General features: G+C 73.0%; 23 protein-coding genes. 17 read left to right on the forward strand and 6 right to left on the reverse strand.

Annotated features, from left to right (window positions below; translation table 11 throughout):
• Positions 1–128: 128 nt before the first annotated feature.
• The 3 genes from K2224_RS02830 to K2224_RS02840 all read left to right on the forward strand — a co-directional run bounded on the left by K2224_RS02830 (position 129) and on the right by K2224_RS02840 (position 3,151).
• Positions 129–671, forward strand: a complete 543-nt coding sequence (locus K2224_RS02830; RefSeq protein ID WP_221905089.1) for a cysteine dioxygenase family protein — start codon at positions 129–131, stop codon at positions 669–671.
• Positions 672–797: 126 nt separating this feature from the next.
• A complete protein-coding gene (cofD, locus tag K2224_RS02835) occupies positions 798–1,757 on the forward strand; it encodes a 2-phospho-L-lactate transferase (RefSeq protein ID WP_221905090.1) in 960 nt (319 codons plus the stop codon).
• On the forward strand, positions 1,754–3,151 hold the full coding sequence (locus K2224_RS02840; RefSeq protein ID WP_221905091.1) for a coenzyme F420-0:L-glutamate ligase: 1,398 nt from the start codon (positions 1,754–1,756) through the stop codon (positions 3,149–3,151). The genes cofD and K2224_RS02840 overlap by 4 nt, the downstream gene beginning before the upstream one ends.
• A 102-nt stretch (positions 3,152–3,253) precedes the next feature.
• On the opposite strand, the gene K2224_RS02845 is transcribed toward K2224_RS02840, so the two are convergent.
• From K2224_RS02845 to K2224_RS02855, 3 genes are all read right to left on the reverse strand, one after another.
• Positions 3,254–4,162, reverse strand: a complete 909-nt coding sequence (locus tag K2224_RS02845) for a DNA-3-methyladenine glycosylase (RefSeq protein WP_221905092.1) — start codon at positions 4,160–4,162, stop codon at positions 3,254–3,256.
• Positions 4,163–4,215: 53 nt separating this feature from the next.
• Positions 4,216–5,298, reverse strand: a complete 1,083-nt coding sequence (locus K2224_RS02850) for a sugar phosphate nucleotidyltransferase (protein WP_221905093.1) — start codon at positions 5,296–5,298, stop codon at positions 4,216–4,218.
• Between the two features lie 503 nt (positions 5,299–5,801).
• Complete coding sequence (locus K2224_RS02855) at positions 5,802–7,130, reverse strand: peptidoglycan recognition protein (protein ID WP_221905094.1); 1,329 nt, start codon at positions 7,128–7,130, stop codon at positions 5,802–5,804.
• Positions 7,131–7,256: 126 nt separating this feature from the next.
• On the opposite strand from K2224_RS02855, the gene K2224_RS02860 reads away from it, so the two are divergent.
• The 4 genes from K2224_RS02860 to K2224_RS02875 all read left to right on the forward strand — a co-directional run bounded on the left by K2224_RS02860 (position 7,257) and on the right by K2224_RS02875 (position 13,577).
• Positions 7,257–8,015, forward strand: coding sequence for a TIGR03089 family protein (locus tag K2224_RS02860; protein ID WP_221905095.1), 759 nt, complete (start codon positions 7,257–7,259; stop codon positions 8,013–8,015).
• 314 nt (positions 8,016–8,329) lie between these two features.
• On the forward strand, positions 8,330–9,592 hold the full coding sequence (locus K2224_RS02865) for an LCP family protein (protein ID WP_221905096.1): 1,263 nt from the start codon (positions 8,330–8,332) through the stop codon (positions 9,590–9,592).
• A 258-nt stretch (positions 9,593–9,850) separates the two neighbouring features.
• The gene (locus tag K2224_RS02870) at positions 9,851–11,620 is read left to right on the forward strand and encodes an LCP family protein (protein WP_221905097.1); all 1,770 of its coding nucleotides are present in this window, start codon (positions 9,851–9,853) and stop codon (positions 11,618–11,620) included.
• 184 nt (positions 11,621–11,804) lie between these two features.
• The gene (locus K2224_RS02875; RefSeq protein WP_221905098.1) at positions 11,805–13,577 is read left to right on the forward strand and encodes an LCP family protein; all 1,773 of its coding nucleotides are present in this window, start codon (positions 11,805–11,807) and stop codon (positions 13,575–13,577) included.
• 55 nt (positions 13,578–13,632) lie between these two features.
• On the opposite strand, the gene K2224_RS02880 is transcribed toward K2224_RS02875, so the two are convergent.
• Entirely contained in the window at positions 13,633–14,670 is a 1,038-nt protein-coding gene (locus tag K2224_RS02880; protein ID WP_221905099.1) for a glycosyltransferase family 2 protein, read from the reverse strand.
• A 287-nt stretch (positions 14,671–14,957) separates the two neighbouring features.
• On the opposite strand from K2224_RS02880, the gene K2224_RS02885 reads away from it, so the two are divergent.
• From K2224_RS02885 to K2224_RS02895, 3 genes are all read left to right on the forward strand, one after another.
• Complete coding sequence (locus K2224_RS02885) at positions 14,958–16,433, forward strand: LCP family protein (RefSeq protein ID WP_221905100.1); 1,476 nt, start codon at positions 14,958–14,960, stop codon at positions 16,431–16,433.
• A complete protein-coding gene (locus tag K2224_RS02890; RefSeq protein ID WP_221905101.1) occupies positions 16,430–16,882 on the forward strand; it encodes a hypothetical protein in 453 nt (150 codons plus the stop codon). The genes K2224_RS02885 and K2224_RS02890 overlap by 4 nt, the downstream gene beginning before the upstream one ends.
• A 62-nt stretch (positions 16,883–16,944) precedes the next feature.
• Complete coding sequence (locus tag K2224_RS02895) at positions 16,945–17,547, forward strand: VanZ family protein (protein ID WP_221905102.1); 603 nt, start codon at positions 16,945–16,947, stop codon at positions 17,545–17,547.
• Positions 17,548–17,566: 19 nt separating this feature from the next.
• Here the strand turns inward: K2224_RS02895 and K2224_RS02900 are convergent, their stop codons facing one another.
• A complete protein-coding gene (locus tag K2224_RS02900) occupies positions 17,567–18,121 on the reverse strand; it encodes an acyl-CoA thioesterase (protein ID WP_221905103.1) in 555 nt (184 codons plus the stop codon).
• A 284-nt stretch (positions 18,122–18,405) separates the two neighbouring features.
• Between K2224_RS02900 and K2224_RS02905 the strand changes: the two genes are divergently transcribed.
• The 7 genes from K2224_RS02905 (at position 18,406) to K2224_RS02930 (ending at position 22,891) form a co-directional block, all read left to right on the forward strand.
• Positions 18,406–19,707: an LCP family protein gene (locus K2224_RS02905; protein WP_221905104.1), complete on the forward strand. Its 1,302-nt coding sequence runs from the start codon at positions 18,406–18,408 to the stop codon at positions 19,705–19,707.
• Between the two features lie 369 nt (positions 19,708–20,076).
• The gene (locus K2224_RS02910) at positions 20,077–20,343 is read left to right on the forward strand and encodes a hypothetical protein (RefSeq protein ID WP_102924224.1); all 267 of its coding nucleotides are present in this window, start codon (positions 20,077–20,079) and stop codon (positions 20,341–20,343) included.
• On the forward strand, positions 20,324–20,842 hold the full coding sequence (locus tag K2224_RS02915) for a DUF6879 family protein (RefSeq protein WP_352302469.1): 519 nt from the start codon (positions 20,324–20,326) through the stop codon (positions 20,840–20,842). The genes K2224_RS02910 and K2224_RS02915 overlap by 20 nt, the downstream gene beginning before the upstream one ends.
• 9 nt (positions 20,843–20,851) lie before the next feature.
• The gene (locus K2224_RS02920; protein WP_221905105.1) at positions 20,852–21,700 is read left to right on the forward strand and encodes a helix-turn-helix transcriptional regulator; all 849 of its coding nucleotides are present in this window, start codon (positions 20,852–20,854) and stop codon (positions 21,698–21,700) included.
• 286 nt (positions 21,701–21,986) lie between these two features.
• On the forward strand, positions 21,987–22,259 hold the full coding sequence (locus K2224_RS02925; protein ID WP_221905106.1) for a hypothetical protein: 273 nt from the start codon (positions 21,987–21,989) through the stop codon (positions 22,257–22,259).
• 303 nt (positions 22,260–22,562) lie between these two features.
• Entirely contained in the window at positions 22,563–22,697 is a 135-nt protein-coding gene (locus tag K2224_RS40185) for a hypothetical protein (protein WP_260692313.1), read from the forward strand.
• 5 nt (positions 22,698–22,702) lie between these two features.
• The gene (locus K2224_RS02930) at positions 22,703–22,891 is read left to right on the forward strand and encodes a hypothetical protein (protein ID WP_221905107.1); all 189 of its coding nucleotides are present in this window, start codon (positions 22,703–22,705) and stop codon (positions 22,889–22,891) included.
• Between the two features lie 68 nt (positions 22,892–22,959).
• Here K2224_RS02930 and K2224_RS02935 read toward each other — a convergent pair whose 3' ends face one another.
• Positions 22,960–24,309: a DUF3987 domain-containing protein gene (locus K2224_RS02935; RefSeq protein ID WP_221905108.1), complete on the reverse strand. Its 1,350-nt coding sequence runs from the start codon at positions 24,307–24,309 to the stop codon at positions 22,960–22,962.
• Positions 24,310–24,356 lie beyond the last annotated feature (47 nt).

A 24,356-nucleotide genomic window follows, 5' to 3' on the forward strand; every position in this document is an offset into this window, starting at 1 on the left:
GCTCCACTCCGCGTCCACCGCGCCGCGCCCCCACCGGGAACGCCCCGCGCCGTGCCGCACCCCGTCCCCCGCCACCGCGGGCCGGGAACCCAGCGCGCCACTCCGCACTTCCGCCGAGGAACCCCGTCATGAACAGCGACGTCCAGATCGCCGGCGACCCGCTCGCCATCCCCCACCTGCTGCCACCCGTCCCCGCCCACCCCAGCACCGTCGCCGGCTTCGCGGGCCTGGCCCGTGCCATCGCCGCCGACCGGACCGTCTGGGCCCCGCTGGTCCGCTACGACGCCGCCACCCGCTGGTACCACCGGCTGCGCACCGGGCCGGGCTACGAGGTCTGGCTGCTGTCGTGGGTCCCCGGACAGGGCAGCGGCCGGCACGACCACGGCCCGTCCTCGGGCGTACTGACCGTCCTGGAAGGGCAGTTGACCGAGCACGCCGCGGGCCGGCCGCGCACCCTGGCCGCCGGCGCCCAGCGGGTCTTCGCCCCCGGCTACGCCCACGAGGTCGTCAACGACGCGCTGGCGCCGGCCGTCAGCCTGCATGTGTACTTCCCCGGCCTGACCGAGATGCCGATGCTCCCGCCGTCCCACCCCGGCGCGGCCGCGACGTCCCCCCTCGCCCCGTACAGCGCCCGGTGCGCGGCCCCGTCCGAGGAGACGGCGCCCCGCTGACGCGCTCCCCCGGCCCCTCCCGTCGCCCGGCCACCACACCTCATGGATCGGCCTGCGGCTGACAGCCCTCCCGTCGCCCGACCACCACCCCTGGTGGATCAGCCCGCGGCTGACAGACTTAACGCCATGCGCATTGTGGTTCTGGCCGGCGGTATCGGCGGCGCCCGCTTTCTGCGGGGACTGAAGGCAGCGGCTCCGGAAGCGGACATCACCGTCATCGGCAACACCGGTGACGACATCCATCTGTTCGGGCTGAAGGTGTGTCCCGACCTCGACACCGTGATGTACACGCTCGGCGGCGGCATCAACGAGGAGCAGGGCTGGGGCCGGACGGACGAGACGTTCCGGGTGAAGGAGGAGCTCGCCGCGTACGGCGTCGGGCCGGAGTGGTTCGGGCTGGGCGACCGGGACTTCGCGACCCACATCGTCCGGACCCAGATGCTGGGCGCCGGCTATCCGCTGAGCGCCGTCACCGAGGCGCTGTGCGACCGCTGGCGGCCCGGGGTGCGGCTGCTGCCGATGTCCGACGACCGGGTCGAGACCCATGTGGCCGTCGAGGACGAGAACGGCGAGCGGCGGGCCGTGCACTTCCAGGAGTACTGGGTGCGGCTGCGGGCCTCGGTGCCGGCGCTGGCCGTGGTGCCGGTCGGCGCCGAGCAGGCCAAGCCGGCGCCCGGCGTGCTGGAGGCGCTCGCCGCGGCCGACGTGATCCTCTTCCCGCCGTCCAACCCGGTCGTCAGCGTCGGAACGATCCTGGCCGTACCCGGCATCAGGGAGGCCGTTGCGGAGGCCGCTGCTCCGGTCGTCGGGCTGTCGCCGATCGTCGGGGACGCCCCGGTGCGCGGCATGGCCGACAAGGTGCTGGCGGCGGTCGGCGTGGAGTCCACGGCGGCGGCGGTGGCCCGGCACTACGGGGCGGGCCTGCTGGACGGCTGGCTGGTGGACGGCGTGGACGCGGGCGCGGTGGCCGACGTCGAGGCGGCGGGAATCCGTTGTCGGGCGGTGCCGTTGATGATGACGGACCTGGACGCCACCGCCGCGATGGCCCGCGAGGCGCTGGCGCTGGCCGAGGAGGTGCGGGCATGACCGGGGCGGCGGAGGCGCCCGGATACCGGGTGTGGGCGCTGCCGGGCCTCCCCGAGGTGCGGCCCGGCGACGACCTCGTCAAGCTGATCGCGGCCGCGGCCAACGGCCCGGGGGCGCCCCAACTGGCCGACGGCGACGTGGTGTTGGTCACCTCCAAGATCGTCAGCAAGGCCGAGGGCCGGATCGTCGAGGCAACCGACCGCGAGGCGGCCATCGACGCCGAGACGGTACGGGTGGTGGCCCGCCGCGGCACCCTGCGGATCGTGGAGAACCGCAGCGGTCTGGTGATGGCCGCGGCCGGCGTGGACGCCTCCAACACCCCGTCCGGCACGATCCTGCTGCTGCCCGAGGACGCGGACGCGTCGGCCCGCGCGCTGCGGGCCGGGCTGCGCGAGGCTCTCGGCGTGAACGTCGGCGTCGTCGTCACCGACACCTTCGGGCGGCCCTGGCGCAGCGGACTGACCGACGTCGCCATCGGGGCGGCCGGGGTGCGGGTGCTGGACGACCTGCGCGGTGGCACCGACGCGTACGGCAATCCGCTGGTCGCCACCATCGTGGCCACCGCGGACGAACTCGCCGCCGCGGGCGACCTGGTGAAGGGCAAGGCCACCGGGCTGCCGGTGGCGGTCGTACGGGGGCTGCCGCAGGTCGTCCTGCCGGCGGACGCCACGGAGCCGGCTGCGGATTCGGCTGCGGGTCCGGAGGCCGGCTCCGGCGGGGACGTGGCCGCCGCGGACCCGGGGGCGCGGGCGCTGGTGCGGAACGCGGCGGACGACATGTTCCGGCTGGGCACGTCGGAGGCGGTGCGGGAGGCGGTGACGCTGCGGCGCACGGTCCGGGAGTTCACCGACCATCCGGTGGACCCGGGGGCGGTGCGGCGCGCGGTGGCCGCGGCGCTGACCGCGCCGGCGCCGCACCACACCACGCCGTGGCGGTTCGTCCTCCTGGAGTCCCCGGAGGCCCGGACCCGCCTCCTGGACGCGATGCGGGACGCCTGGGTGGCCGACCTGCGGGCGGACGGGAAGTCGGAGGAGGCCGTCGCCAAGCGGGTGCGGCGCGGCGACGTGCTGCGCAAGGCCCCGTATCTGGCGGTGCCGTGCATGGTGCTGGACGGCGCGCACGCCTACCCGGACGCGCGGCGCGGTGCCGCCGAGCGCGAGATGTTCGTCGTCGCGCACGGCGCGGGCATCCAGAACTTCCTGGTCGCACTGGCCGGCGAGCGGCTGGGGTCGGCGTGGATCTCCTCGACGATGTTCTGCCGCGACGTGGTCCGCGAGGCGCTGCAACTGCCCGCGGAATGGGAGCCGATGGGGGCGGTGGCCATCGGCCGGCCGGCCGCGCCGCCACGGGAACGACCGGCACGGCCGGTGGACGGCTTCATCAGCGTCCGCTGAGGACCGGCGGCGTCCGCTGAGGACCGGCGTTCCCGTGCCCGGTGGGTACGTGGGCTCCGGCGGGCGGCGCCGCCTCGTCTCCGGCGGGTGGCGCCGCCTCGGTCACAGCCGGGCGATGTCGCCCACCGGGAAGCGCGGGGCGCGGCGCGGCGGGACCAGGCCGGAGAGCAGGATCAGCCGGGCCGCGCGGTGCCGCTGCCCGTCGTAGGGCGCGAGGAGCTCCAGCATCTCCTCGTCGGTGGTGCCGCGCCGGCCGGTGAGCGCATAGCCGATGATCTTCGGCAGGTGCAGGTCGCCGACGGTGATCGCGTCGGGGGCGCCCAGGGCGCGCTGGAGGGTCTCGGCGGCCGTCCAGGGGCCGATGCCCGGGATCGCGGTCAGTCGGCGGGTGGCGCCCGCGAGGTCCATCCGCGCGGCCTCCTCCATGCGGGCCGCGGCCCGGACCGCCCGCAGGATCGCCGACGACCGCTTGGCGTCGACGCCCGCGCGGTGCCACTCCCAGGACGGGATCAGCGCCCAGCCGCGCGGATCGGGCATCACCCGCAGCCGGTCCCAGGGGCCGGGTGCGGGTGTGCCGTGGCGCTGCAGCAGCAGCCGCCAGGCGCGGTACGCCTCGTCGCTGGTGACCTTCTGCTCCAGGATCGAGGGGATCAGCGACTCCAGGACCAGCCCGGTGCGGGCGAGGCGGACGCCGGGGTGGCGGCGGCGTGCCTCGTGGACGACGCGGTGGCGGGCCGCCAGGGCCGCCGGGTCGTCGGACTCCCCCAGCAGCTCCGGCAGGCGGTCCAGCAGCCACTCGGCGCCGGGACCCCAGGCCGTCGCCGCGACGTGGCCGTCGGTGGGGCGGGCCGCCAGGCGCAGGGTGCCGGGGCCGGCGGGCGTGCGGCAGGCCCGCCAGATCTCGTCGCCGCGGACCGCGAACGCCGGGTCGCCGGGACCGCGGCGCAGCACCCCGAGGGTGCGGTGCAGGTCGTACGGGCCGGGCGGGACCCAGGTACGGGTGGCGGGCATGCGGCCAGGTTAGGCGATCCGACCGGGGGTGGGCCCCGGTCGGATCGGAGGGGTCACTGGTCGGAGGAGAAGCGGACCGAGGCGGCGGGGATGTGGGCGTCGCACCAGATGCGGATGCCGCCGCGGAGTTCGTTGTCGGGGCCGATGACGGCGCCGTCGCCGATCACCGCGCCGTCGAGGACCGTGTTGGCCCCGATCCGGGCGCCGGCGCCGATCAGCGAGTCGCGGACCTGGGCCCCCGGCTCGATCACCGCGCCGTCGAGGACGGTGCTGCCGTCCACCCGGGCGCCGGCGCCGACCCTGGCGGCCGCGCCGACGACGGTGCCGCCGGTGAGCTTGGCGTCCGGGGCGACGTCGGCACCGTCCAGGACGAGGCGGTCGCCGCAGCGGCCGGGGACGGCCGGCGACGGGGCGCGGCCCATGACCAGGTCGGCGGAGCCGCGGACGAACGCCTGCGGGGTGCCGAGGTCGAGCCAGTAGGTGGAGTCGACCATGCCCTGGAGGTGGGCGCCGTCGGCGAGCAGGCCGGGGAAGGTCTCGCGTTCGACGGAGACCGGGCGGCCGGTGGGGATGGCGTCGATGACCGACCGGTTGAAGACGTAGGCACCGGCGTTGATCTGGTCGGTGACGATCTCCTCGGGGGTCTGCGGCTTCTCCAGGAAGGCGGTGACCCGGCCGGTGTCGTCGGTGGGGACGAGCCCGAAGGCGCGCGGGTCCTCGACCCGGGTGAGGTGCAGGGAGACGTCGGCGCCGCTGGTGCGGTGGGTGTCGACGAGGGCGCGGATGTCCAGGCCGGTGAGGATGTCGCCGTTGAAGATCAGCACCGGGTCGCCGGGGGCGGAGTGCAGCCGGGAGGCGACGTTGCGGATGGCGCCGCCGGTGCCCAGCGGTTCCACCTCGGTGACGTACTCCAGGTGCAGGCCGAGCGCGGAGCCGTCGCCGAAGTACGGCTCGAAGACCTCGGCGAGGTAGGAGGTGGCCAGGACGACGTGCTCGACGCCGGCGGCGCGGGCGCGGGCCAGTTGGTGGGTGAGGAACGGCACGCCGGCCGCCGGGACCATGGGCTTGGGCGTGTGCACCGTCAGCGGGCGCAGCCGGGTGCCCTTGCCGCCGACCAGGAGGATCGCTTCAGTCACTGTGCCCTCTGCTCGCTTCTCCGCCCGCTGGGCCCCTCCTGCCCGATGGCGGGCAAGGAGGGAGCAGCGGTGCGGCATTCGACGTCCACCACAGCCCGGTGGCTGCACGTGCGACGCTCACGGTGTCCTCTGTACGCTTCTCCGCCCGCGCAGCGCAGCGCAGCAGTGCGGCATTCGACGTCCACTGCGTGCGTGCGACGCTCACGTGGTCCTCTCTGCTTTCTGCTGGTTCCTGCTGGTTCGGCCGGTCGGCGGACCAGTGTAGGCAGACGGTCCGCCGGCCCCGGTCGCCGGGACGCGGCCCGGGCCGGTGACGGGGCGACAGGGCACTTGCGGTCCCTAGGACGCGGCGGGGCCGGGATAGGTTCAGCGGCCGTGCGGGCCGGTTCGGCGTCGGGGGTCGCGTCCGTGCGGCGGCCGGCCGGCGGGTGAGATGTTTCACCGTGCGGCGGAGGGGCGGCGGAGCCGTCCGGCAGCGCGGCAGGAGTGGGCGGCGGAGGGGTTCAGCGGCCCTGGAGGTGGGCGGCGGCCAGGCGGACGGCGGGGAGGTCGGCGTAGAGGCGGGTGCCGGGGCATTCGGTCTTGAAGCCGTCGCGGTGGCCGGAGATGACGTGCTGTTGGACGGTCTTCCCCCTGCGGTAGAGGTTGCCGCCGCTGGAGGTCATCGGGGCGCGGCCGCGGGGGTCGGCGCCGTACAGGCCGAGCTTCCAGGCCGTCAGGCGGGCCAGGGACTCCACGGCGGCGCGTGACGGGGCGGCCTTGTTGAAGGAGCCGAGGAGGGCGATGCCGGTGCTGTCGTTGTTGAAGCCGAGGGTGTGGGCGCCGAGTACGGGTTTGGCGACGCCGCCGGCGCGGCCCTCGTAGACGGTGCCGCACTTGTCGATCAGGAAGTTGTAGCCGATGTCGCGCCAGTGGCTGCTCTTGACGTGGTAGCGGTACAGGCCGCGGATCACCGAAGGGGCCTGTGCGCAGGTGTAGTTGTTGCCGGTGGCGCTGTGGTGGACGAAGGCGGCGCGGACGGTGTGGGTGTAGACGAGGCGGGCCTCGCGCAGTCTCTCGTCGGCGCCCCAGCCGACGCGGGTGACGATGCGCGGGCGGGCGCCGATGTGGGCCGGTCCGACGGGGGCGTGGCCGCCGGCGGCGGCGATGTCGGCCTGGGCGGCGACCTGGTCGGCGGCGGGGATCTCGGTGGCGCCGGGCGGCGCGAGGGGGGCGTTGGCGCCGGCACCGGCGACGGCCGCGGGGGTGGGGGGCGGGCCGCCGCGTACGGCGGGGGTGTCCGGGCCGGGGTCGACGAGTTCGAGGCGGAGGCCGTGCGGGAGGGCGCCGGCGGCGCGGTGCGGGTCGGCGACGGTGAGGCGCAGTTGGATGGCGTCGCTGGCGCCGACCCAGAGGGGCGCGGTGCTGCCGCGGGCGCGGGTGCCCTGGGGCTCGCCGCCCGGGTCGGGGGCGTCGTCGCTGTCGGTCTGGAGGTCCTGCCAGTCGGACCAGCGGGCGCTGCCGCGGGCGCGGGTGCGGACCTGGGCGCGGCCGCGGAGGGCGGTGGCGGCGTCGTCCCAGACGACGCCGACGAGGGAGAACGGGCGGACGGCGCGGGGTGGGAGTTCGTGGACGGTGTTCTCCTGCGGTGGGACGGTGGCGCGGGCCGTGCCGTGTGGGCCGGTCGGGCCGAGGCCGTCCAGGGGCAGGGACTGGGTGGCGCCCGGCAGGTCGCCGGCGCTCGCCGTGCCGGGCCCGGCGGCCGTCTCCGCGGGGTGCGCGGGCGGGGCCAGGGGCAGGGCGAGGGCGGCCGTGCACGCGGCGCCTAGACAGGTGGCGAGGATGGGGCGCATGGGGAAATCCTGGGACGGCCCGGGGCGGCTCGCCATCGCTGGTGGTGTGGGGCTTCGGCCGAACCGGTGGTGGGTACGGCCGTACCCGACTGCCCGTCAGGGTCCCTCGCGCGTACGCTGGCCGCGATGAACGCCATCGATCGCACCCCCGCCGACCTGCTGGGTTCCACGCTCGCCGCGGACCCGGCCCGCCCGCTGGTGACCTTCTACGACGACGCCACCGGCGAGCGGGTGGAACTGTCCGTCGCGACCTTCGCCAATTGGGTGGCGAAGACCGCCAACTACCTTCAGGGCGACCTGGCCGCCGAGCCCGGCGACCGGCTCGCGCTGCTGTTGCCCGCGCACTGGCAGACCGCGGTGTGGTTGCTGGCGTGTGCGTCGGTGGGGGTGGTCGCGGAGGTGGGCGGCGATCCGGGCGGGGCGGATCTGGTCGTCAGCGGCCCGGACGGGCTCGACGCGGCGCGGGCCTGTTCCGGGGAGCGGGTGGCGCTGGCGTTGCGGCCGTTGGGCGGCCGGTTCCCGCAGCCGCCGGCGGGGTTCGCGGACTTCGCGGTGGAGGTGCCTGGCCAGGGTGACCGGTTCGTTCCGTTCGTCCCGGTGGATCCGGGGGCGCCGGCGCTGGTGGTCGGCGGCGAGGAGCTGACCGGTGCCGGGATCGGGGAGCGGGCGCTGGCGGACGCCGCGGCGGCCGGGATGCCGTCGGCGCCGCGGGTGTTGTCGGGCCTGGGCTACGACAGTTGGCGGGGGTTGTCGGCGGGGCTGTACGCGCCGCTGGCGGCGGGCGGTTCGGTGGTGCTGTGCCGGCATCTGGATCGTCTGGACGGGGCGGCGCTGGCCGCGCGGGAGGCCACGGAGAAGGTCACGTTCACGGTGCCGCGGTCCTGAGGGCCGGTCCCGAGGGCGGTCCCGAGGGCCGTTCGGCGTCGCGTTCCTGACGACCGTTCGGGGTCCGGTTCCCCGGGCTCGTCGGCGCGTTCCGTGCCCGCCCGTTCCGGGCCGTCCCCGGGTGCCGGCGGGGTGTCGGCTCCCCCGTCCGGCGGAGGGCGGTTCCCGCCGGGCGGGCCGGTTCGTCCGGCCGGGGCCATGCTCGGGGTACGTACGCCCGGTGCGTACGGACCCCCGGCGCGCGGGGTGCGGCGGTCTTCCCGGCGGTGCCCGGCGCGGGGGTGTCCCGCCGACTCCGAGGGAGGCCCGCCCACGTGACCGAGAGCCCCGACACCCCGCCCGGCCGCCGGCGTCGTTCCGAGGGCGGCGGGCGGGCGCGGTTCCGGGGGTGGCCGGAGCGGCCCGCGGGGCTGCTGTGGACCGACCGGCCGGGGCCGCCGCGTACGCCGCCGCACCGCCGGCTGCGGGCCGCGGCGCTGGCGCTGACCGTGGCGATGGTGGCCTCGGCGGGGCTGGGGTGGGCCGTGTGGACGCGGTTGAACGGCAACATCCGCTCGGACCGCGCGACGGAGCGGGAGCTGGAGAAGTACGAGTCGGAGCGGCCGCCGGCGGGTCCGAAGGGCGCGCAGAACATCCTGCTGATCGGCTCGGACAACCGGGGCGGCGGGAACGGGGAGTACGGGGAGGACAGCGGCACCCAGCGGTCGGACACCACGATCCTGCTACATCTGGCGGCGAACCGCGCCAGTGCCACCGCGGTGAGCGTGCCGCGCGATCTGATGGTGCAGGTGCCGCACTGCAAGCGGTCCGACGGGTCGGAGTCCGAGCCGCAGACGGTGCAGTTCAACTGGGCGTTCGCGTTCGGCGGGGCGGCGTGTGCGATCCGCACGGTGGAGCGGATGACGCGGATCCGGATCGACCACCACATCGTCGTGGACTTCACCGGTTTCAAGAACATGGTGGACGCGGTGCACGGGGTGCAGATGTGTCTGCCGCGTCCGGTGCGGGACGACGAGGCGCATGTGTCGCTGCCGGCCGGTCGGCAGACGCTGGACGGCGAGGCGGCGCTGGGGTACGTGCGGGCGCGGAAGAGTCTGGGCGACGGCAGCGACACCCAGCGGATGGCGCGGCAACAGCAGTTCCTGGCAGCTCTGGTGAGGAAAGTGCAGAGCAATGGTGTGCTGCTCAATCCGATGCGGCTGTATCCGGTGCTGGATGCCGCGACGAGTTCGCTGACGACGGATGCCGGGCTGGCCTCGATCCGGGGTTTGTACGAATTGGTCCGCAGTATGCGGAGCATTCCCACGGCACATGTGCAGTTCCTGACCGTGCCGCGTACCGAGTACCGTTACGACCCGAATCGCGATCAGCTGGTGCAGCCGGACGCGGATCGGCTCTTCGGGCGGTTGCGCGACGATCGGCCGGTGGCGGTGGTGCCGCAGCCGCCCGCGCGGGAGGCGGTCGGCGGCGGGGACGGCAAGGCTGGGAGCCCCGGGCGCGGCGGCCGGCCGGCGCCGGGCGGGAGTTCCGCACCGGCCTTTCCGGGGAGCACCGCGGAACACGGCGGCTGCGAATAAAAACGCCGCAAAGAGCGCCGGGAACCCGTGAAGGGAATGGGCGGATTGCCCAGTTGTAGGGAAGTGGAATTTGTCACGGGCGTCGCCCGGGGCTGAACTGGGCGGATAGTGTGAGCGATCCGGTCCGCTCGACCAGCCGACCGATCACCGTCTCCCGACGACGGTTGACCCAGTACCGAACCACCTAACGCACGATCGACCGACCGAGCGCCTTGAGGGGATGGCGCCGCGTGGTACCGACGGAGGACTCAAGGCACCGTGGACGCGCAAGGGCGTGGGCAGGCGGGCGACAACAACGTCGACCCCGCCGATCAGTGGGTGTTCAACCCGAACACCGGCAACTACGAGTTGCGGCTCGACCCGTCGGGTCAGGGCCCTGCTCGGCCCGCCGACCGCAAGGCGCCCGGCAGACGTTCCGCGGGGAGGCCGGGTGCGGGCGGCCGCGACAGCGACACCCGTCCGCTGCCGGTGCAGCGGGGCCGCGGCGAGGACGGTGACGCGGAGCCCGCGGCGGGCGGGCGGGCGGCGCGCCGGGCGGCCGGCCGGGCCGGGTCGGCGGCCGCGGCGACGGCGGCCGGGGGTGCGGCGAGCCGCCGCAAGCCCAAGGCGAAGGCGTCGGGGCGGCGGAAGTTCCTGTACTGGACGGCCGGGGTGGTGGGCTTCGTGCTCGTCGCCGGCTGCGGTACCGCGTTCGTGATCTACCAGCAGCTCGACGGCAACATCAAGAAGGTCGACGTCGGCGAGGAGAACTCGGCGGTCACCGACGGCCCGGTGAACCTCCTGGTGATCGGTACCGACGCGCGTACCGGCAAGGGCGACACCGGCTACGGCGACCAGGGCAGCGTCGGGCACGCGGACACCACGATCCTGATGCATGTGTCGAAGGACCGGACCAACGCCACGGCGCTGAGCATTCCGCGTGACCTGATCACCGACATCCCGGACTGCCCGACGAAGCAGCCGGACGGTTCGACGAAGGTCGTTCCGGGCCAGCGGCACGTGCGGTTCAACACGAGTCTGGGCCAGGAGGGCCGGGATCCGGGCTGCACCTGGCGGACGGTCGAGAAGCTGACCGGCCTGAAGATCAACCACTTCATGATGGCGGACTTCAACGCCGTCAAGGACCTGTCGAACGCGGTGGACGGCGTCGAGGTGTGCGCGGCCAAGGAGATCGACGACCCGAAGTCGCATCTGAAGCTGTCGCCCGGCCGGCACGTCGTGAAGGGCGAGCAGGCGCTGGCGTTCGTCCGTACCCGGCACTCGGTCGGCACCGGCAGCGACCTGAGCCGGATTCAGCTGCAGCAGCAGTTCCTCGGGTCGCTGATCCGGAAGCTGAAGTCGAGTGCGTTCGGCAGTCCGGGCAAGCTGCTGGACGTGGCGCAGGCGGCGACGAAGGCGCTGACGGTGGACACCGGTATCGGTACCGCGAGCAAGCTACTGGACTTCGGCGACGACCTGAAGAAGGTCGACCTCAACAAGATCACTTTCGCCACCGTGCCGGTGCTGGACAACCCGCGGGACAAGGCCACCGTCGTCCTGGACACGGCGAAGGCCGAACCGCTGTTCAAGATGGTGCAGCAGGACCACGCGCTGGCCAAGGGGGCCGCGAAGGGCAAGGGCGGCAAGCCGAGCGCGCCGGTGAAGAAGGCGCCCGCGGAGCTGGTCCGGGTCGATGTCACCAACGGGGGCGGGCCGTTCGGCTCGGCCCAGGAGACCGTGGACTGGCTGCAGAACACCAAGGGCGCGCGGCTGTCGACGAACGCCGGCAACGCGCCGGAGAAGCTGTCCGCGACGCGTCTGGAGTTCGCGCCGAACCAGGCCGACCAGGCCGCGACGCTGGCCGAGTGGATGGGCCTGCCGAAGAGCGCGTTGAAGCAGACCGGCGCGAACGCCGGTGCGCGGGTCCCGATGAAGCTGGTGCTGGGCAAGGACTTCACCGCGCCGGGTTCGCCGATCGAGGCACCGACCGAAACCCCGGAGGGCGTTCAGCACGTCAATGCAGATGACAAGAACATCTGCGCGAAGTAAGGCGGCCGGGCACACGACGGACCGCGCGGCGTGAGCCGCTCCAGCGAGTGGGGACTCCCCTGCTCATGGGGTCCCCCCCCCGCTTGAACGGAGTTGAGAGTGGGGGGGGGAGTTGAGAGCTTGGGGAACGGTGCCTGCGCCGGGATACCGAGCGCACCGGAACGGAACAACGGGGGAATGGCGAGTGCCGCAGAGCGGTGTGCGCGATGAGGGGCGGCAGCCGGAGCCGCGGCGGCTCGGCTGGACGGGCGGTGCCTTCGAGGACAAGGGGCTGCCGCCGGACGCGCCGGACTGGGCGGCCGACGGGGCCGTCGGCGGCCCGGCCGGCGGCACGGGCGAGGGTGCGTCCGCCGGGCCGGCCGGCGGCCGCGCCGGGCGCCGCCGGGACCGCAGGGCCGCGAAGGCCGCGAGGGGCGGCACGGGCGGGCAGGCCGGGAAGAAGGCCGGTACGGGCCGCCGGGTGCTGCGCTGGACGGCGTTGAGCCTGGGTGTGCTCCTGGTGGCCGGGGCCGCCGGCGGCTATCTCTACTACCAGCACCTGAACGCGAACCTCCGCAAGGCGGCGCTGGACCTCGGTCCGGGCGGGCTGAAGAAGCCGGAGCCGAACGCGTTCGGGCAGACGCCGATGAACATCCTGCTGCTGGGGTCGGACGGCCGGAACACCGAGAAGAACATCGAGTTGGGCGGGGCCCGCCAGGACGCGGACCGCAAGCCGCTGGCGGACGTCCAGATGCTGGTGCACGTCAGCGCGGACCGCAGCAACATGTCGGTGATCTCCATACCGCGGGACACCCGGGTGACCATCCCGCAGTGCACCGACCCCAAGGACGGCCACGTCTATCCGGAGACCACCGCGCCCATCAACGAGTCGCTGCAGCACGGCGGTCCGGGCTGCACCGTCGCCACCTGGAAGGCGCTGACCGGCGTCTATGTCGACCACTTCATGATGGTCGACTTCTCCGGGGTGGTGGACATGGCCGACGCGGTCGGCGGGGTGCCGGTCTGCGTCGACCGGAACGTCTACTCGCACGACAGCAGGGGGCACGGCAGCGGGCTGCGGCTGACCAAGGGCACCCATTCGGTCAAGGGCGTCCAGGCGCTGCAGTGGCTGCGCACCCGTTACGGCTTCGAGGACAACACCGACATCGGCCGGGCCAAGGCCCAGCACATGTATCTGAACTCGATGATCCGTCAGCTCAAGCAGGGCACCAAGCTCACCGACCCGGTGCAGCTGCGGGACCTGGCGGAGTCCGCGACCAGCGCGCTCACCGTCGACGAGGGGCTGGGCTCGGTCAAGAAGCTCTACGACCTGGGGGGCGATCTGCAGCGGGTGCCGACCGGGCGGATCACGATGGTCACCATGCCCTGGCAGTACGGCCCCGGGGAGCGGTACGTCATGCCGAAGCCCGGGGACGCGGAGGCCACCTTCGCGATGCTGCGCGACGACGTGGCGCTGGACGGCAGGGGCGCCAAGGACGGCAAGGGGGGCAAGGACGCGAAGGGCGGCGGGGCGCGGCCGGCGGCCCCGTCCCCGTCAACTCCCAGGAACAAGCTGGCCGTTGTCGTACAGAACGGCACGGACGGGACGCGCGGCCCGGCCCCCGGGCGGGCGAACGACATCCAGGAACGGCTGGTGGCGCTCGGCTACACGGGCACGCGCACGGATTCCCGGCTCGTCGGCCAGGCGGGGACGACCGTGCTCTACAAGGACGCCGCGCAGCGCGGCGACGCCCTGGCCCTCGCCAAGGCGCTGGGGCTGCCCGCGGGTGCGGTGCGGGAGTCGCCGGAGGCGGCCACGGTGCGGCTGGTCGTCGGCAACGACTGGCGGACCGGCACGGACTACGCGGCGGCGGGCGGCGGGGCACCGGCGCACCAGGCCCCGAAGAGCGCGGACGCGTTGAACGCGGAGAAGGACTCCTCGGCCTGCATGAAGGTCAATCCGCAGTACACGTTCTGACGCGCCGGGGCACGCGGTGCGGGGTGCGCACCACGGACGGCGCACACCCCGGGGGCTACTCCGCGACCGGGGCGGGGGCCGGGGTCTTGACGGCCGGCCGCCGGCTGGCGATGACCTTCTTCGCGAGGGAGCGGGGGCTGGTGAGGAAGCCGACGCCCCACGACATGTGCATGGTCGCCAGGGCGAGGGGGACCTGGGCGCGGGCCTTCGGCGACAGGCCCTTGCCGGCCGGCAGCGAGCCCACGGTGATCGCGGCGAGGTAGCCGGCCGGGACGACGAGGCCCCAGGGTGTGACGGCGGCGCCGACGACCAGGCCGGCGGCGATGGCGCAGACCGCGGTCGGCGGGGCGAGGTAGCGCAGGTTGATCGACCCGGAGTGGTAGCGGGCGACGACGTGCCGCCACTTGCCGTAGTCCTTGTACTGCTTGGCCAGCGCCCTGATGCTGGGGCGCGGCCGGTACTGGACCTTCAGCTCGGGCGAGAACCAGACCCCGCCGCCGGCCTCCCGGATGCGGAAGTTCAACTCCCAGTCCTGGGCGCGGATGAACTCCTCGTTGTAGCCGCCCTGCTGCTCCAGCACCTCGCGGCGGAAGACGCCGAGGTAGACCGTTTCGGCGGGGCCGGCCGCACCGCCGGTGTGGAAGGCGGCGTTGCCCACGCCGATCCTGGAGGTCATGGCGGCGGCCACCGCCTCCTCCCAGGCGTTCTCGCCCTCGGCGTGCATGATGCCGCCGACGTTGGCGGCGCCGGTCTCCTCAAGGAGGCGTACGGCGGTGGCGATGTAGTTCGGCGAGAGCATGCCGTGGCCGTCGACGCGGACGACGACGGGGTGCCGGGACGCCTTGATGGCGGCGTTCAGGGCGGCGGGGGTGCGGCCGGTGGGGTTGGCGACGGTGTGCACCCGGGGGTCCTCACGGACCAGTTCCGCGGCGATCTCGTCGGTGCGGTCCGTGGAGGGGCCGAGGGCGATCACCACCTCCATCTCGCCGGCGTACTCCTGGGCCAGGATGTGCCGGACGGCGTTGCGCAGGTGACGTTCCTCGTTGAGCACCGGCATGATCACGGAGACGGCCGGGAGCTGCTGCTGGGGCATGGTTCCTCGGGGGTACGGCCCGCGGCGAGCCGCCATGGGGGGCGGCAGCGCCCGCCGGGAGACTGCGGTGTTCCGCCTCACGGTACCGCGAACGGGGGACCGCTTCGGACGGCAACCGGGTGGCCGGACACCGACCGCCCGGTGTGTGTCGTTTTGATGCAGATCGTACGGGTTTACGGTGGCCCGGTCCGTTCCGTGACGGGCTCCGCACCGCACCGGTCCGCGCACCGCCCGGGCCCGTCGGCCGGCCCCGCCGCCCCTGTCCCCGTCCACCGCGGAGGTGGCCCGTGCCCGTCCCCGCGCCGTCGACCTCCTCGCGCACCGTCCCGGGCCGGCGGCCCCGGCGGTCCCGATGGCGCCGCCCGCGCCGGGGCTCCCAGAGGGCGCGCTGGGGACTGCGGATCAGCGCCGCGGCGACCGCGCTGCTGCTGTCCGCGAGCGGGGTGGGGCACGCCATGGTCACCGACGTGGAGACCGGGATCGGGCGGGTGGACGCCTTCCAGGGGATCAACGACCGCCCCGGGGACGGCGCGGGGCTGACCTTCCTGGTCGTCGGCACCGACGGCCGGGACAAGCTGACCGACGAGGAGAAGCAGCGCTACCACCTGGGCGGCGACCCCTGTCACTGCACCGACACGCTGATGCTGGTGCACCTCTCCGCCGACCGGGGCCGGGCCAGCGTGGTGAGCCTGCCCCGCGACTCCTACGCCGAGGTGCCCGCCCACCAGGACGCCGAGGGCCGGCGGCACCCCCGGCACGCGCTCAAGCTGAACGCGGCCTACGCCGAGGGCGGCCCCAACCTGACCGTGCGCACCGTCGAGCACATGACCGGGGTGCACATCGACCACTACCTGGAGATCGACTTCACCAGCTTCATGCGGACCGTGGACGCGGTCGGCGGGGTGGAGGTCTGCACGGTGCGGCCGCTGCGGGACCGCTACTCGGGGCTGGACCTGCCGGCCGGGACCTCGCGGCTCAACGGCGGCGAGGCCCTCCAGTACGTCCGCTCGCGCCATGTGGACGGCTCCGCGGACCTGGGCCGGATGCAGCGCCAGCAGCGTTTCCTGGCCGCGCTGCTGGACCGGATCACCTCGTCCGGGGTGCTGATGAACCCGGTCCGCTTCAAGGAGGTGGCGGACGCCATGCTGCAGTCCGTGCGGGCCGACGACGGCTTCGGGGCGGGCGAGCTGGCCGATCTGGCGCAGGCGATGCGCGGCTTCGGCCCGGCGTCGTCGGAGTTCGCGTCGGTGCCGCTGCGGGGCGAGGCGGAGAACGTGCCGGGGCTGGGCTCGACGGTGCGCTGGGACCCGGTGCAGGCGCCGAGGCTGTTCCGGGCGCTGCGCGAGGACCGACCGTTCGCGGTGCACCGGCGCGCGGCGGAGCCCGGGACGGTCGTGGACGTCCCGCCCGAGCAGGTCCGGGTGCGGGTGGACAACGGGACCGGGCAGCGTGGGCTGGCCGCCCGGGTCTCCCGGGAGCTGCACGACTCCGGCTTCGCCACCGTCGGCACGCCCGGCGACTCCGCGCCAGACGCGGTGCCGCACACGGTGATCTCCTACGACCCGCGCTGGGACCGCTCGGCGCGCTCGCTGGTCGCCGCGCTGCCCGGCGCCCGGCTGCGGCCGACGGCCGGGCAGGGGCCGCTGATGCGGGTGACGGTCGGCGCGGACTTCCGGGCGGTGCGCCCGGTGCGGGCCGAGGAGCCGGCGCCGGCCCCTGGCACCCTGGCGGCGATCACCGGCGACCAGGCGGTGTGCCGATGACCGTGCCCGCACCGCGCCGCACCGCCGCGGGGCCGCCGGCGACCGGTCCGGACCGGCGGCGCCGGACGGGCCGGGCCGCGGCCGCCGTCGCCGTGCTGGGCCTGCTGGCGGCGACCGCGGCGGCCGTCCCGTCGGCCCCGGCGGCGCCGACCGGCTGCGGGGTGCTGCTGCTCGGCCGGCTGTGCCTGCGCGGCCCGGTCGGGGCCACCGGCGTCTACACGGCCGTCTACCGGCGGGACGCGCCGGCGCCCGGCGAGATCTCCGTCCGGCTCGGCTACCAGCGCAAGAACTCCCGGATCACCGCGTTCCCCGGCTGGCTCGGCGCCGGGCGGACGCGGGGCGGGGTGCTCCGGCTGAGCGGGCGGGTGGAGATGCTCCCGGACGAGTGCATCCGGGGCGTGATGGAGCACGCCGCGACGGTCTTCGTCACCAAGTGGAGCTGCGGCTGACGCCGGGCCGGGCGGCGTCCGGTGTCCGGTGTCCGGAGGGTTTCGGAAAGGCGGTGCGGAGCATGTGGCAGGTCGTCCTGGCGATCACCCCGACCACGGTGGTGCTCTTCCTGCTCGGGGCGCTGGCGCTGGCGCTGGGCCTGGCGCTGTGGGCGCTGCGGGCCCCGGGGCGGCGTGCCCCGCGCACCGCGGCCGGGGTGCTGCTCGCGGTCTGGCTGCTGCTGGTGATGGGGGTCACCCTCGCCCCCACCCAGCCGGTGGGCTCCGGCGACGCGACGGTCTGGTGGCGCCCCGGGGAGGGGCTGCTGGAGCTGGGCGCGCAGCTGGAGCCGGGCGAGGTGGCGATGCTGGTGCGGCGGCAGATCGCCGGGACCGCGCTGTTCGTCCCGGGGCCGCTGCTGCTGCGGTTCGCCGCGCCCCGCTGGTCGGCGGCCGGGGCGTTCCTGCTGGGGGTGGGGCTGAGCGTCGCCGTCGAGGTGGCGCAGCTGCTGATGCGGGCCGGGCGGGTGGCCGACATCGACGATGTGCTGTGCGCGGCAGCCGGGACCGTGACGGGCGCGGCGCTGGCGCTGCTGGCGAAGGCGACGGCGGCGGCGCTGCACCGCCGGGCGCTGCCCCGCCGGGCGGTCCGGCCGGCCGCGGCGCCCGCGCCCGAGGAGGCGTGAGGCGCCCGGGCCGGCCCCGTCAGGCGTCGTCGAGGCCCTCGGCGGCGCGCCGCTCGCGGAGTTCCCGGATGGCGCGGCGGCGGGCCAGCCGGTGCGTCCGGCGGATCTGGGCCTCCTGGTAGCGCCGCCGGTCGCGCTCGGTCTCGGGGACGACCGGCGGCACCGTGCGGGGCTTGCCGTGCTCGTCGACGGCGGCGAAGACGAGGTAGGCGGAGCCGACCTGCTGGGCGGGGGTGGATTCGTTCCAGCGCTCGGCGAGCACCCGGACGCCTATCTCCATGGAGGACCGGCCGGTCCAGTTGACCTGGGCCTTGACGTGGACGAGGTCGCCGACCCGGACCGGCTCCAGGAAGACCATCTCGTCCATGGAGGCGGTCACCGCCGGGCCGCCGGAGTGCCGGCCCGCGACCGCGCCCGCGGCGTCGTCGACGAGTTTCATGATCACGCCGCCGTGCACCGTCCCGAGGAGGTTGGTGTCGCCTGCGGTCATGATGTGCGACAGCGTGGTGCGGGAGACGGAGGTGGGCTTGCCCGCGGGGGCGTCCTCCTGCTGGTGGGTGACGAGGTCGGTCATGGAGCCAAGCGTAAGCGGGGGCCGTACGGTCCCGTACGGCGGCGGGCGGCGGGAGCGGCCGGGGCGGTGTGACCCGGGTCTCCCCGCCGACGTGAGATGGCTCTCCCGCCCGCCGCCGGAAACCATCCGGAATGGATGCTTCCGATGGTGGCGGCCGAATCGCCGGGCCCTTCGCGGTATGGCCCGTTAGGGCTCCGTCGTTTTGCATCAGCTCTGCAACAGCCACGGCCCGATCCCGTACCCGCCCTATGGAGCGGGCCCCCGTGGCGTGCACACTTCCCCGTATGAATGAGTGGCCCCAAGGACGGTCCGGCGACCAGAGCGGCAACCGGTACGGACGCGGCAGCAGTGCCGAGCCGGAGGGTGCGCGCGCCATGCCGCACGTACGGCGCGACGCAGGCTCCGGCTACGGGCGCAGCGAGCCCCCGCTGCCGCCCTCGCTCTCCCCGCGCCGCGGCGGCGGGAACGCGCCGCAGCAGTCCCAGGGCTACGACGACTACGACAGCGGCTACAACACCGGCCAGGTCTACGGGGGCGGTGGCCGGGGCGGCCGCGGCACCGGTGGCGGCGGCCACGGCGGCGACGGCTACGCCGCCCGGCCGCGCCCGCGCTGGGGCCGCCGCATCAAGTGGACGCTGATCACCCTGGTCGTGGTGGCGCTGGTCGCCTCGGTCGGCACCTACTTCTGGGCGGACGGCAAACTGCGCCGCGAGGTCGACCTGAGCAAGGTCATCGACCGCCCCGCGACCGGCGACGGCACCAACTACCTCATCGTCGGCACGGACAGCCGCGAGGGCATGACCGACGAGATGAAGCAGAAGCTGCACACCGGCGGGCCCACCGACAGCGGGCGCACCGACTCGATGCTGATCCTGCACGACGGCAGCAACGGCCCGACGCTGATATCCCTGCCGCGCGACTCCAACGTCGAGATCCCCTCGTACGTCGGCTCCAAGTCCGGCAAGCAGTACCCGGCGCGCGGGCGGCACACCAAGCTGAACGCGACCTACGCCGAGGACGGCCCGGCCCTGCTGGTCCGCACCATCGAGTACAACACCCACCTGCACATCGACCACTACGTCGAGATCGGGTTCGCCGGCTTCGCCAACATCGTCGACGCGCTCGGCGGCGTGGAGATGGACATCCCCCAGGCGTTCAAGGACAAGGACTCCGGCGCCGACTTCAAGGCCGGCACCCAGACCCTCACCGGCGCGCAGGCACTCGCCTTCGTCCGGACCCGGCACGCCTTCGCCTCCCAGGACCTCCAGCGCACCAAGAACCAGCAGAAGTTCCTGGCCGCCGTCGCCAAGCAGGCCGCCACGCCGGGCACCCTGCTCAACCCCTTCAAGTTCTATCCGACGCTCGGCGCCGGCCTGGACACGCTGAAGGTGGACAAGGACATGAGCCTGTGGGACCTGGGCCAGATGTTCTTCGCGATGAAGGGCGTCACCGGCGGCGACGGCAAGTCGATGAACATGCCGATCTCCGGCAGCGTCGGCGGCAACCTCGTCTGGGACCAGGCCAAGCTCAAGCAGCTCGTCCAGGAGCTCAACAACGACGAGCCGGTCACCGTCTCCGGCAACTGACCGGACCGGCCACCGCACCGCCACGAGGAGGGGCCCCGACCGCAACCGCGGTCGGGGCCCCTCCTCACAGGGCCGCGCAGGACCCTCCGCCCTACGGCAGGTTCCGCGCCATCACGATCCGCTGCACCTGGTTCGTGCCCTCGTAGATCTGCGTGCTTTACAGGCCATACGGCCCTGACCTGCATGGATGCCCCTCCTGAAGGAGTTCTCCCCAGGATTCCCCCAGGATCGCCACCGCGTTCCCCCTGCTCAGGTCGTGCATGGAGTCTCGCGCGGCTAAGGCCCGCTGCCTGCCCCCCTTGACGGTGCTCAGCCGGAAGAGTGAGGCTCGTGCACATCCGTGCAACCGACTCGGTAGAGGAGTGCCCAATGGCCCTAAAGTTCTTGGGGATTTGGCCCAACACCCCCGATGACGGCTCGCCCACGATCTGGCTGGACGACACAACCGGCGACCTGATCATCCAGTCATGGAAGGCGGACGAGGAGACCGTCCGGCAAGCACAGGAAGTCGGCTCGGTGCCCGGCCACTCCACGGACGTTCCGGAGCACGAGACCGTAATCCGGCTGCCCGCAAACATGCTCCAGTTCATCCCCCGCCCGGACAGTGAGGACAACGGTGGCAACAGCGGTTCGTGAGGCTCTCGCGAAGGCGCAGCGCTCAGCGATGCACCTTGAGATGCGGGACAGCTACATGCGGGATGACCCCGAATTCATCCGCTGGCAGGAGGGGCACCGGTACGACCCGGCCGACCGTGAATCGTGGTGGCGCTCGTGGCTGGACGTGGTGGCCGAGACGACCAGCCGGGGTGTGGTCATGCGGCGGCTGCGCGTGGTCTCCGAGCCACTGAGTGACTACGTGCGGTACGAGTACGACGGCACGTTTACGAACGTCGCAGCGGGTGAGGACGTGCGTTGGCTGCCTCGCTCGCGGGCGCGTGATCTGCTGCTCCCCGTGCTGGACGGGTGGGTCATGGACGAGGAAACCGTGATCCTGCACCACTTCAGCGGCGAGGGTCAGTGGACCGGCCCGCGCATGGAGGTTCTGCACGAACCGGCGTTGGCCGCGCAGTACGTCACGGCGTACGAGGCAGCGTGGGAGCGCGCGATTCCTCACGCGGAGTACCGGCCGAGCTGATCACGCACCATGGCTGTCTCTGCTTCTTCCAGTGCCCAGGAGGCCCGGCAGGCTCTCGCGGATCGACTCGGGGAGCTTTGCCGGGATGCCGGGCTGACCGGGGCCGAACTTGCTGATCGCTGCGAGTGGAGCCGGTCCAAGTCGTCCCGGATCATGAACGGCCGTACACCCCCGTCCGCCGACGACATTCGGGCGTGGTGCCGGGCGTGCGAGGCCGAGGGCCAGGCCGAAGACCTGATTGCGATGCTTCGGACGGCCGAGGGCATGTGGGTTGGCTGGCGACGCATGGAGCGGGCAGGGCTCAAACAGGCCCAGGAGGCCCGCCTGCCGCTGTACCGGCGGACCCGCCGTTTCCGCTCCTACTCCTCCTGGCTCGTGCCGGGCATGATCCAGACGCAGCCGTACACGACGGCAGCTTTGCAAGCGATCCAGCAACGGCGCGGCCTGGTGGACGACGTAGCCGAAGCCGTCGCCGCCCGGATGGAGCGTCAGCGGGTCCTGTACGAGGGTGACCGGCAGTTCGCGTTCCTCGTTGAGGAGTCGGTGTTGCGAACCGGGATCGGCGGCGCTGAGGTCATGGCCGGACAACTTGGCCACCTGGTCTCCATTGCCTCACTTCCCAACGTCAGCCTGGGAGTTGTGCCCATGACGCCGGATCGGGAGCGCTGGCCGGCCGAGGGCTTCTGGATCTATGACGCGGCGCAGGTCAACGTCGAGTTGATCTCTGGATACCTCACGATCACGCAGCCTAGCGAGATAGCCCTGTACGCCGAGACGTTCGCGGAACTGGCAGCACTGGCGGTCTACGGGGCTCCCGCTCGCGCGCTGATCACGTCGGCCTTGGATGCCCTCGGGTGATTGGCGTGCAACCTCGTGCAATCGCCTATGAGTTGAGGTTCCGCTCTCCCTAGCGTGGTCGGCATCAGGACGACGCGAGGGGTCCACCCATGACCAACCCAACGACGTATCCCGCTCCGCCCGTTGAGCTGCCGCTGAGGCTCGACAGTGACCCGCCCCCGGTACCGGGCTGCGATGTGTGCATGGCGTTGAGCGAAGAACGTAGTGAGGCACGGGCCGAGGGCAACATGTCCAAGGTCTCGGACGTGAACGTAGAGATCCGGAGTCACCCTCACAAGAAGCGGCGGTGCTCGTGATCCCCATGGCGCAGTACAAGAGCGCACGTGCTGAGGTGGACCACATTGCGGCGCTCGTCCGGGCCGCCCTCATCCGTGCCGGGCTCTCTGAGGATGACGTATCGCAAGTGCGCGGCCGGGTAACTGGCAACGGGTGCGCGTGCGTGGACATGGGCGTCTTGCGAGTCGGCGCGGCTACCAAGTTCCTCGAAGCTCTGCCGCTGGCGCGGGTCGGCCCGGAGAACGCCGACGAGGGCCCCAGGCTCCCGGCTGAGAGTTTCTGACCTTCCAAAGCTCCGGCGTGCCCACTGCCCCCGTGGCGGACAGCCGGATAGCCCCCGACCGGACAAGCCCAGAGTAGGGACAGGTCGTGTCCCGTCTGAGTTGACGTGCTCAGACTCTCGCCCCGGTCCGCCCCTTAACTGGGGTGCTGCCCTGGGCAGTGAGGGCAACCGCTTCGGCCCCAGGGAAGCCGAGGCGCCCAAACGCCCGCCCCGGTGGCCTGGACAGGTCGAGCGACCGGGGCGGGTTGCACGACGGCGCGGGGACGGTCTCCGTGTTGATGACCAGGAGGGGTTCACGGGAACATGGGCAAGAAGAACGAAGACGAATGGGACCCGCAGGCAAACCAGGGGCAGGCCACAGACCCCGACGCCCGGGTCTCTCAGAACGGTGACGTCCACAGCAGCATGGCTGACGACGAGGACCGCGAAGGGAAGTAACGCCCGTGATCCACGGCGAGCACCTGGCGAAAGATCTGCGGCGTGACCACGGGTTCGTTCACGTGGGACGCACCAGGGACGGTAACGCCGTGGTCATGCGCAAGGGCGACAGGTGGACCGTGGTCCCCCTTCGCTGGCTCACCGAAGAGGCGGTGGACACCATCAAGGCCCAGGCCGGAATCAGCCTCGTCTGAGTCTCCCCGCAGCAAAGGAACGCCCCTGCCGACAATGGCAGGGGTGTTCTTTGGTTCCTTCGGGCGTGTCAGAGCAGCGCCATGAAGGGGTTGGTGCTGGCGAGCGGTTCCGGCCGCTTCACCGGTTCCGGGGCCTGCTTGGGTGCCGGGCGGTAGGCGTCCATCTGCACCACGGTGGCGCGGTTCTCCTCACGCTCCGCGCTGGCCGGCGTCGGCTCGGGGTGACGGGAAGTGTCACCGCGGAGCGCGAAAATCGTCTTCGGCCGTCCTGCCTTCCCTTCCTTTTCCACGGTCACCGCGATTTCCGGCAGTGCCTTGACCTCCGCTGCGGTCGCCCCGACGTACGGGAGAACCTGAGAGGACGCGGCCCGTCCGCCGTGCAGTTCGATGCGGGCACGGACCTTCTCCGCCAAGCTGAGCGGCTGCCGCTTGCGAATGAGTGACATCTTGTCCCCCATTCCCGTGATGCTGACGGCGTCCTGAACCGACCGGCGAACCAGAGTGAAGGCAGCCGACAGCATCTCGTCCGTGATCATCTCGGAGCACTCGGAGGCAGCCAGGCATGCCGCGACCCTGAGCGTCTGCTCTGCGGTCCGTTCGATGAACACGGCCTGTCCCTCCGGCAGGGTCTCGCCCAGGATGCGGGCGTACCGCCTTACGATCCGCCACAGCGGCCGGGCGCGTTCCCCAAGCGTGATCACGCGGGGCCGGGCGGTGGCCCAGCCGTAGGCATCGGTTAGCGCATGCCCCTCCACCTGCGGCAGTGCCACCCGGTCGTCATCCAGCATGGGCACCGACCCGAGCAGGAAGGGAAGGATGCGGTTGTACGAACCGCCCGCAGCTTCCGACTCCCCCACGTACTTGGCCCAATCGGACGGCGTGATGTGGGAGTGGAGCACCATGGCCGGGTCTCGGACTTCCTGAGCCTCTTCCTTGGTGGTGTTCCGCAGCGTCGTCCCGTCCCACGCGGCCCGCAGTTTGGTGGTGAACGACGGGTCGCGCTTGACCCGCTTCAAAACCTCGGTCCATTCCTCTTCAACCACCAACGTCCTTACGTCCCGACCGTGTTCGGTCTCCACCGTGGCTTCCTGCTGCTCCCACAGATGGTTGACCATGCTCGCCCCAGACGTGATTCCGGACGTGGTGTGTGTGGCCAGGAACCGGCCCAGGGGCTTGTCCAGGACGTGTAGCGCGGCCCGCAGCGCGGTTCCCTTCCCCCTGCCCGTTCCGGCCACGAGGGCGGACCACAGCAACAGGGGCCGGGCGCTGCCACGGGAGGAGACCTTGACCGTTCCGCCGATGGCGGCCGACCACATCGACAGGGCGGCCACGTACACCCCCAAGGGGTCCGCTTCGAGGAACGGTGCGATACGGCGAACGGCACGGCCGATGGGACCGTAGAAGACAGGGCTGGTCATGACGTGTCTACCTCAAGGATGTACGTTGTTGCACGGGGGAACTGGCG

Source organism: Streptomyces sp. BHT-5-2 (genome assembly GCF_019774615.1).
Classification (GTDB): Bacteria; Actinomycetota; Actinomycetes; order Streptomycetales; family Streptomycetaceae; genus Streptomyces.

Excerpts from the sequence above, each read along its gene's own strand:
- K2224_RS02830 (WP_221905089.1), top strand. The coding sequence starts at position 129 with ATGAACAGCGACGTCCAGATCGCCGGCGACCCGCTCGCCATCCCCCAC.
- cofD (WP_221905090.1), top strand. The coding sequence starts at position 798 with ATGCGCATTGTGGTTCTGGCCGGCGGTATCGGCGGCGCCCGCTTTCTG.
- K2224_RS02840 (WP_221905091.1), top strand. The coding sequence starts at position 1,754 with ATGACCGGGGCGGCGGAGGCGCCCGGATACCGGGTGTGGGCGCTGCCG.
- K2224_RS02845 (WP_221905092.1), bottom strand. The coding sequence starts at position 4,162 with ATGCCCGCCACCCGTACCTGGGTCCCGCCCGGCCCGTACGACCTGCAC.
- K2224_RS02855 (WP_221905094.1), bottom strand. The coding sequence starts at position 7,130 with ATGCGCCCCATCCTCGCCACCTGTCTAGGCGCCGCGTGCACGGCCGCC.
- K2224_RS02860 (WP_221905095.1), top strand. The coding sequence starts at position 7,257 with ATGAACGCCATCGATCGCACCCCCGCCGACCTGCTGGGTTCCACGCTC.
- K2224_RS02880 (WP_221905099.1), bottom strand. The coding sequence starts at position 14,670 with ATGCCCCAGCAGCAGCTCCCGGCCGTCTCCGTGATCATGCCGGTGCTC.
- K2224_RS02890 (WP_221905101.1), top strand. The coding sequence starts at position 16,430 with ATGACCGTGCCCGCACCGCGCCGCACCGCCGCGGGGCCGCCGGCGACC.
- K2224_RS02895 (WP_221905102.1), top strand. The coding sequence starts at position 16,945 with ATGTGGCAGGTCGTCCTGGCGATCACCCCGACCACGGTGGTGCTCTTC.
- K2224_RS02900 (WP_221905103.1), bottom strand. The coding sequence starts at position 18,121 with ATGACCGACCTCGTCACCCACCAGCAGGAGGACGCCCCCGCGGGCAAG.
- K2224_RS02905 (WP_221905104.1), top strand. The coding sequence starts at position 18,406 with ATGAATGAGTGGCCCCAAGGACGGTCCGGCGACCAGAGCGGCAACCGG.
- K2224_RS02910 (WP_102924224.1), top strand. The coding sequence starts at position 20,077 with ATGGCCCTAAAGTTCTTGGGGATTTGGCCCAACACCCCCGATGACGGC.
- K2224_RS02920 (WP_221905105.1), top strand. The coding sequence starts at position 20,852 with ATGGCTGTCTCTGCTTCTTCCAGTGCCCAGGAGGCCCGGCAGGCTCTC.
- K2224_RS40185 (WP_260692313.1), top strand. The coding sequence starts at position 22,563 with ATGGGCAAGAAGAACGAAGACGAATGGGACCCGCAGGCAAACCAGGGG.
- K2224_RS02935 (WP_221905108.1), bottom strand. The coding sequence starts at position 24,309 with ATGACCAGCCCTGTCTTCTACGGTCCCATCGGCCGTGCCGTTCGCCGT.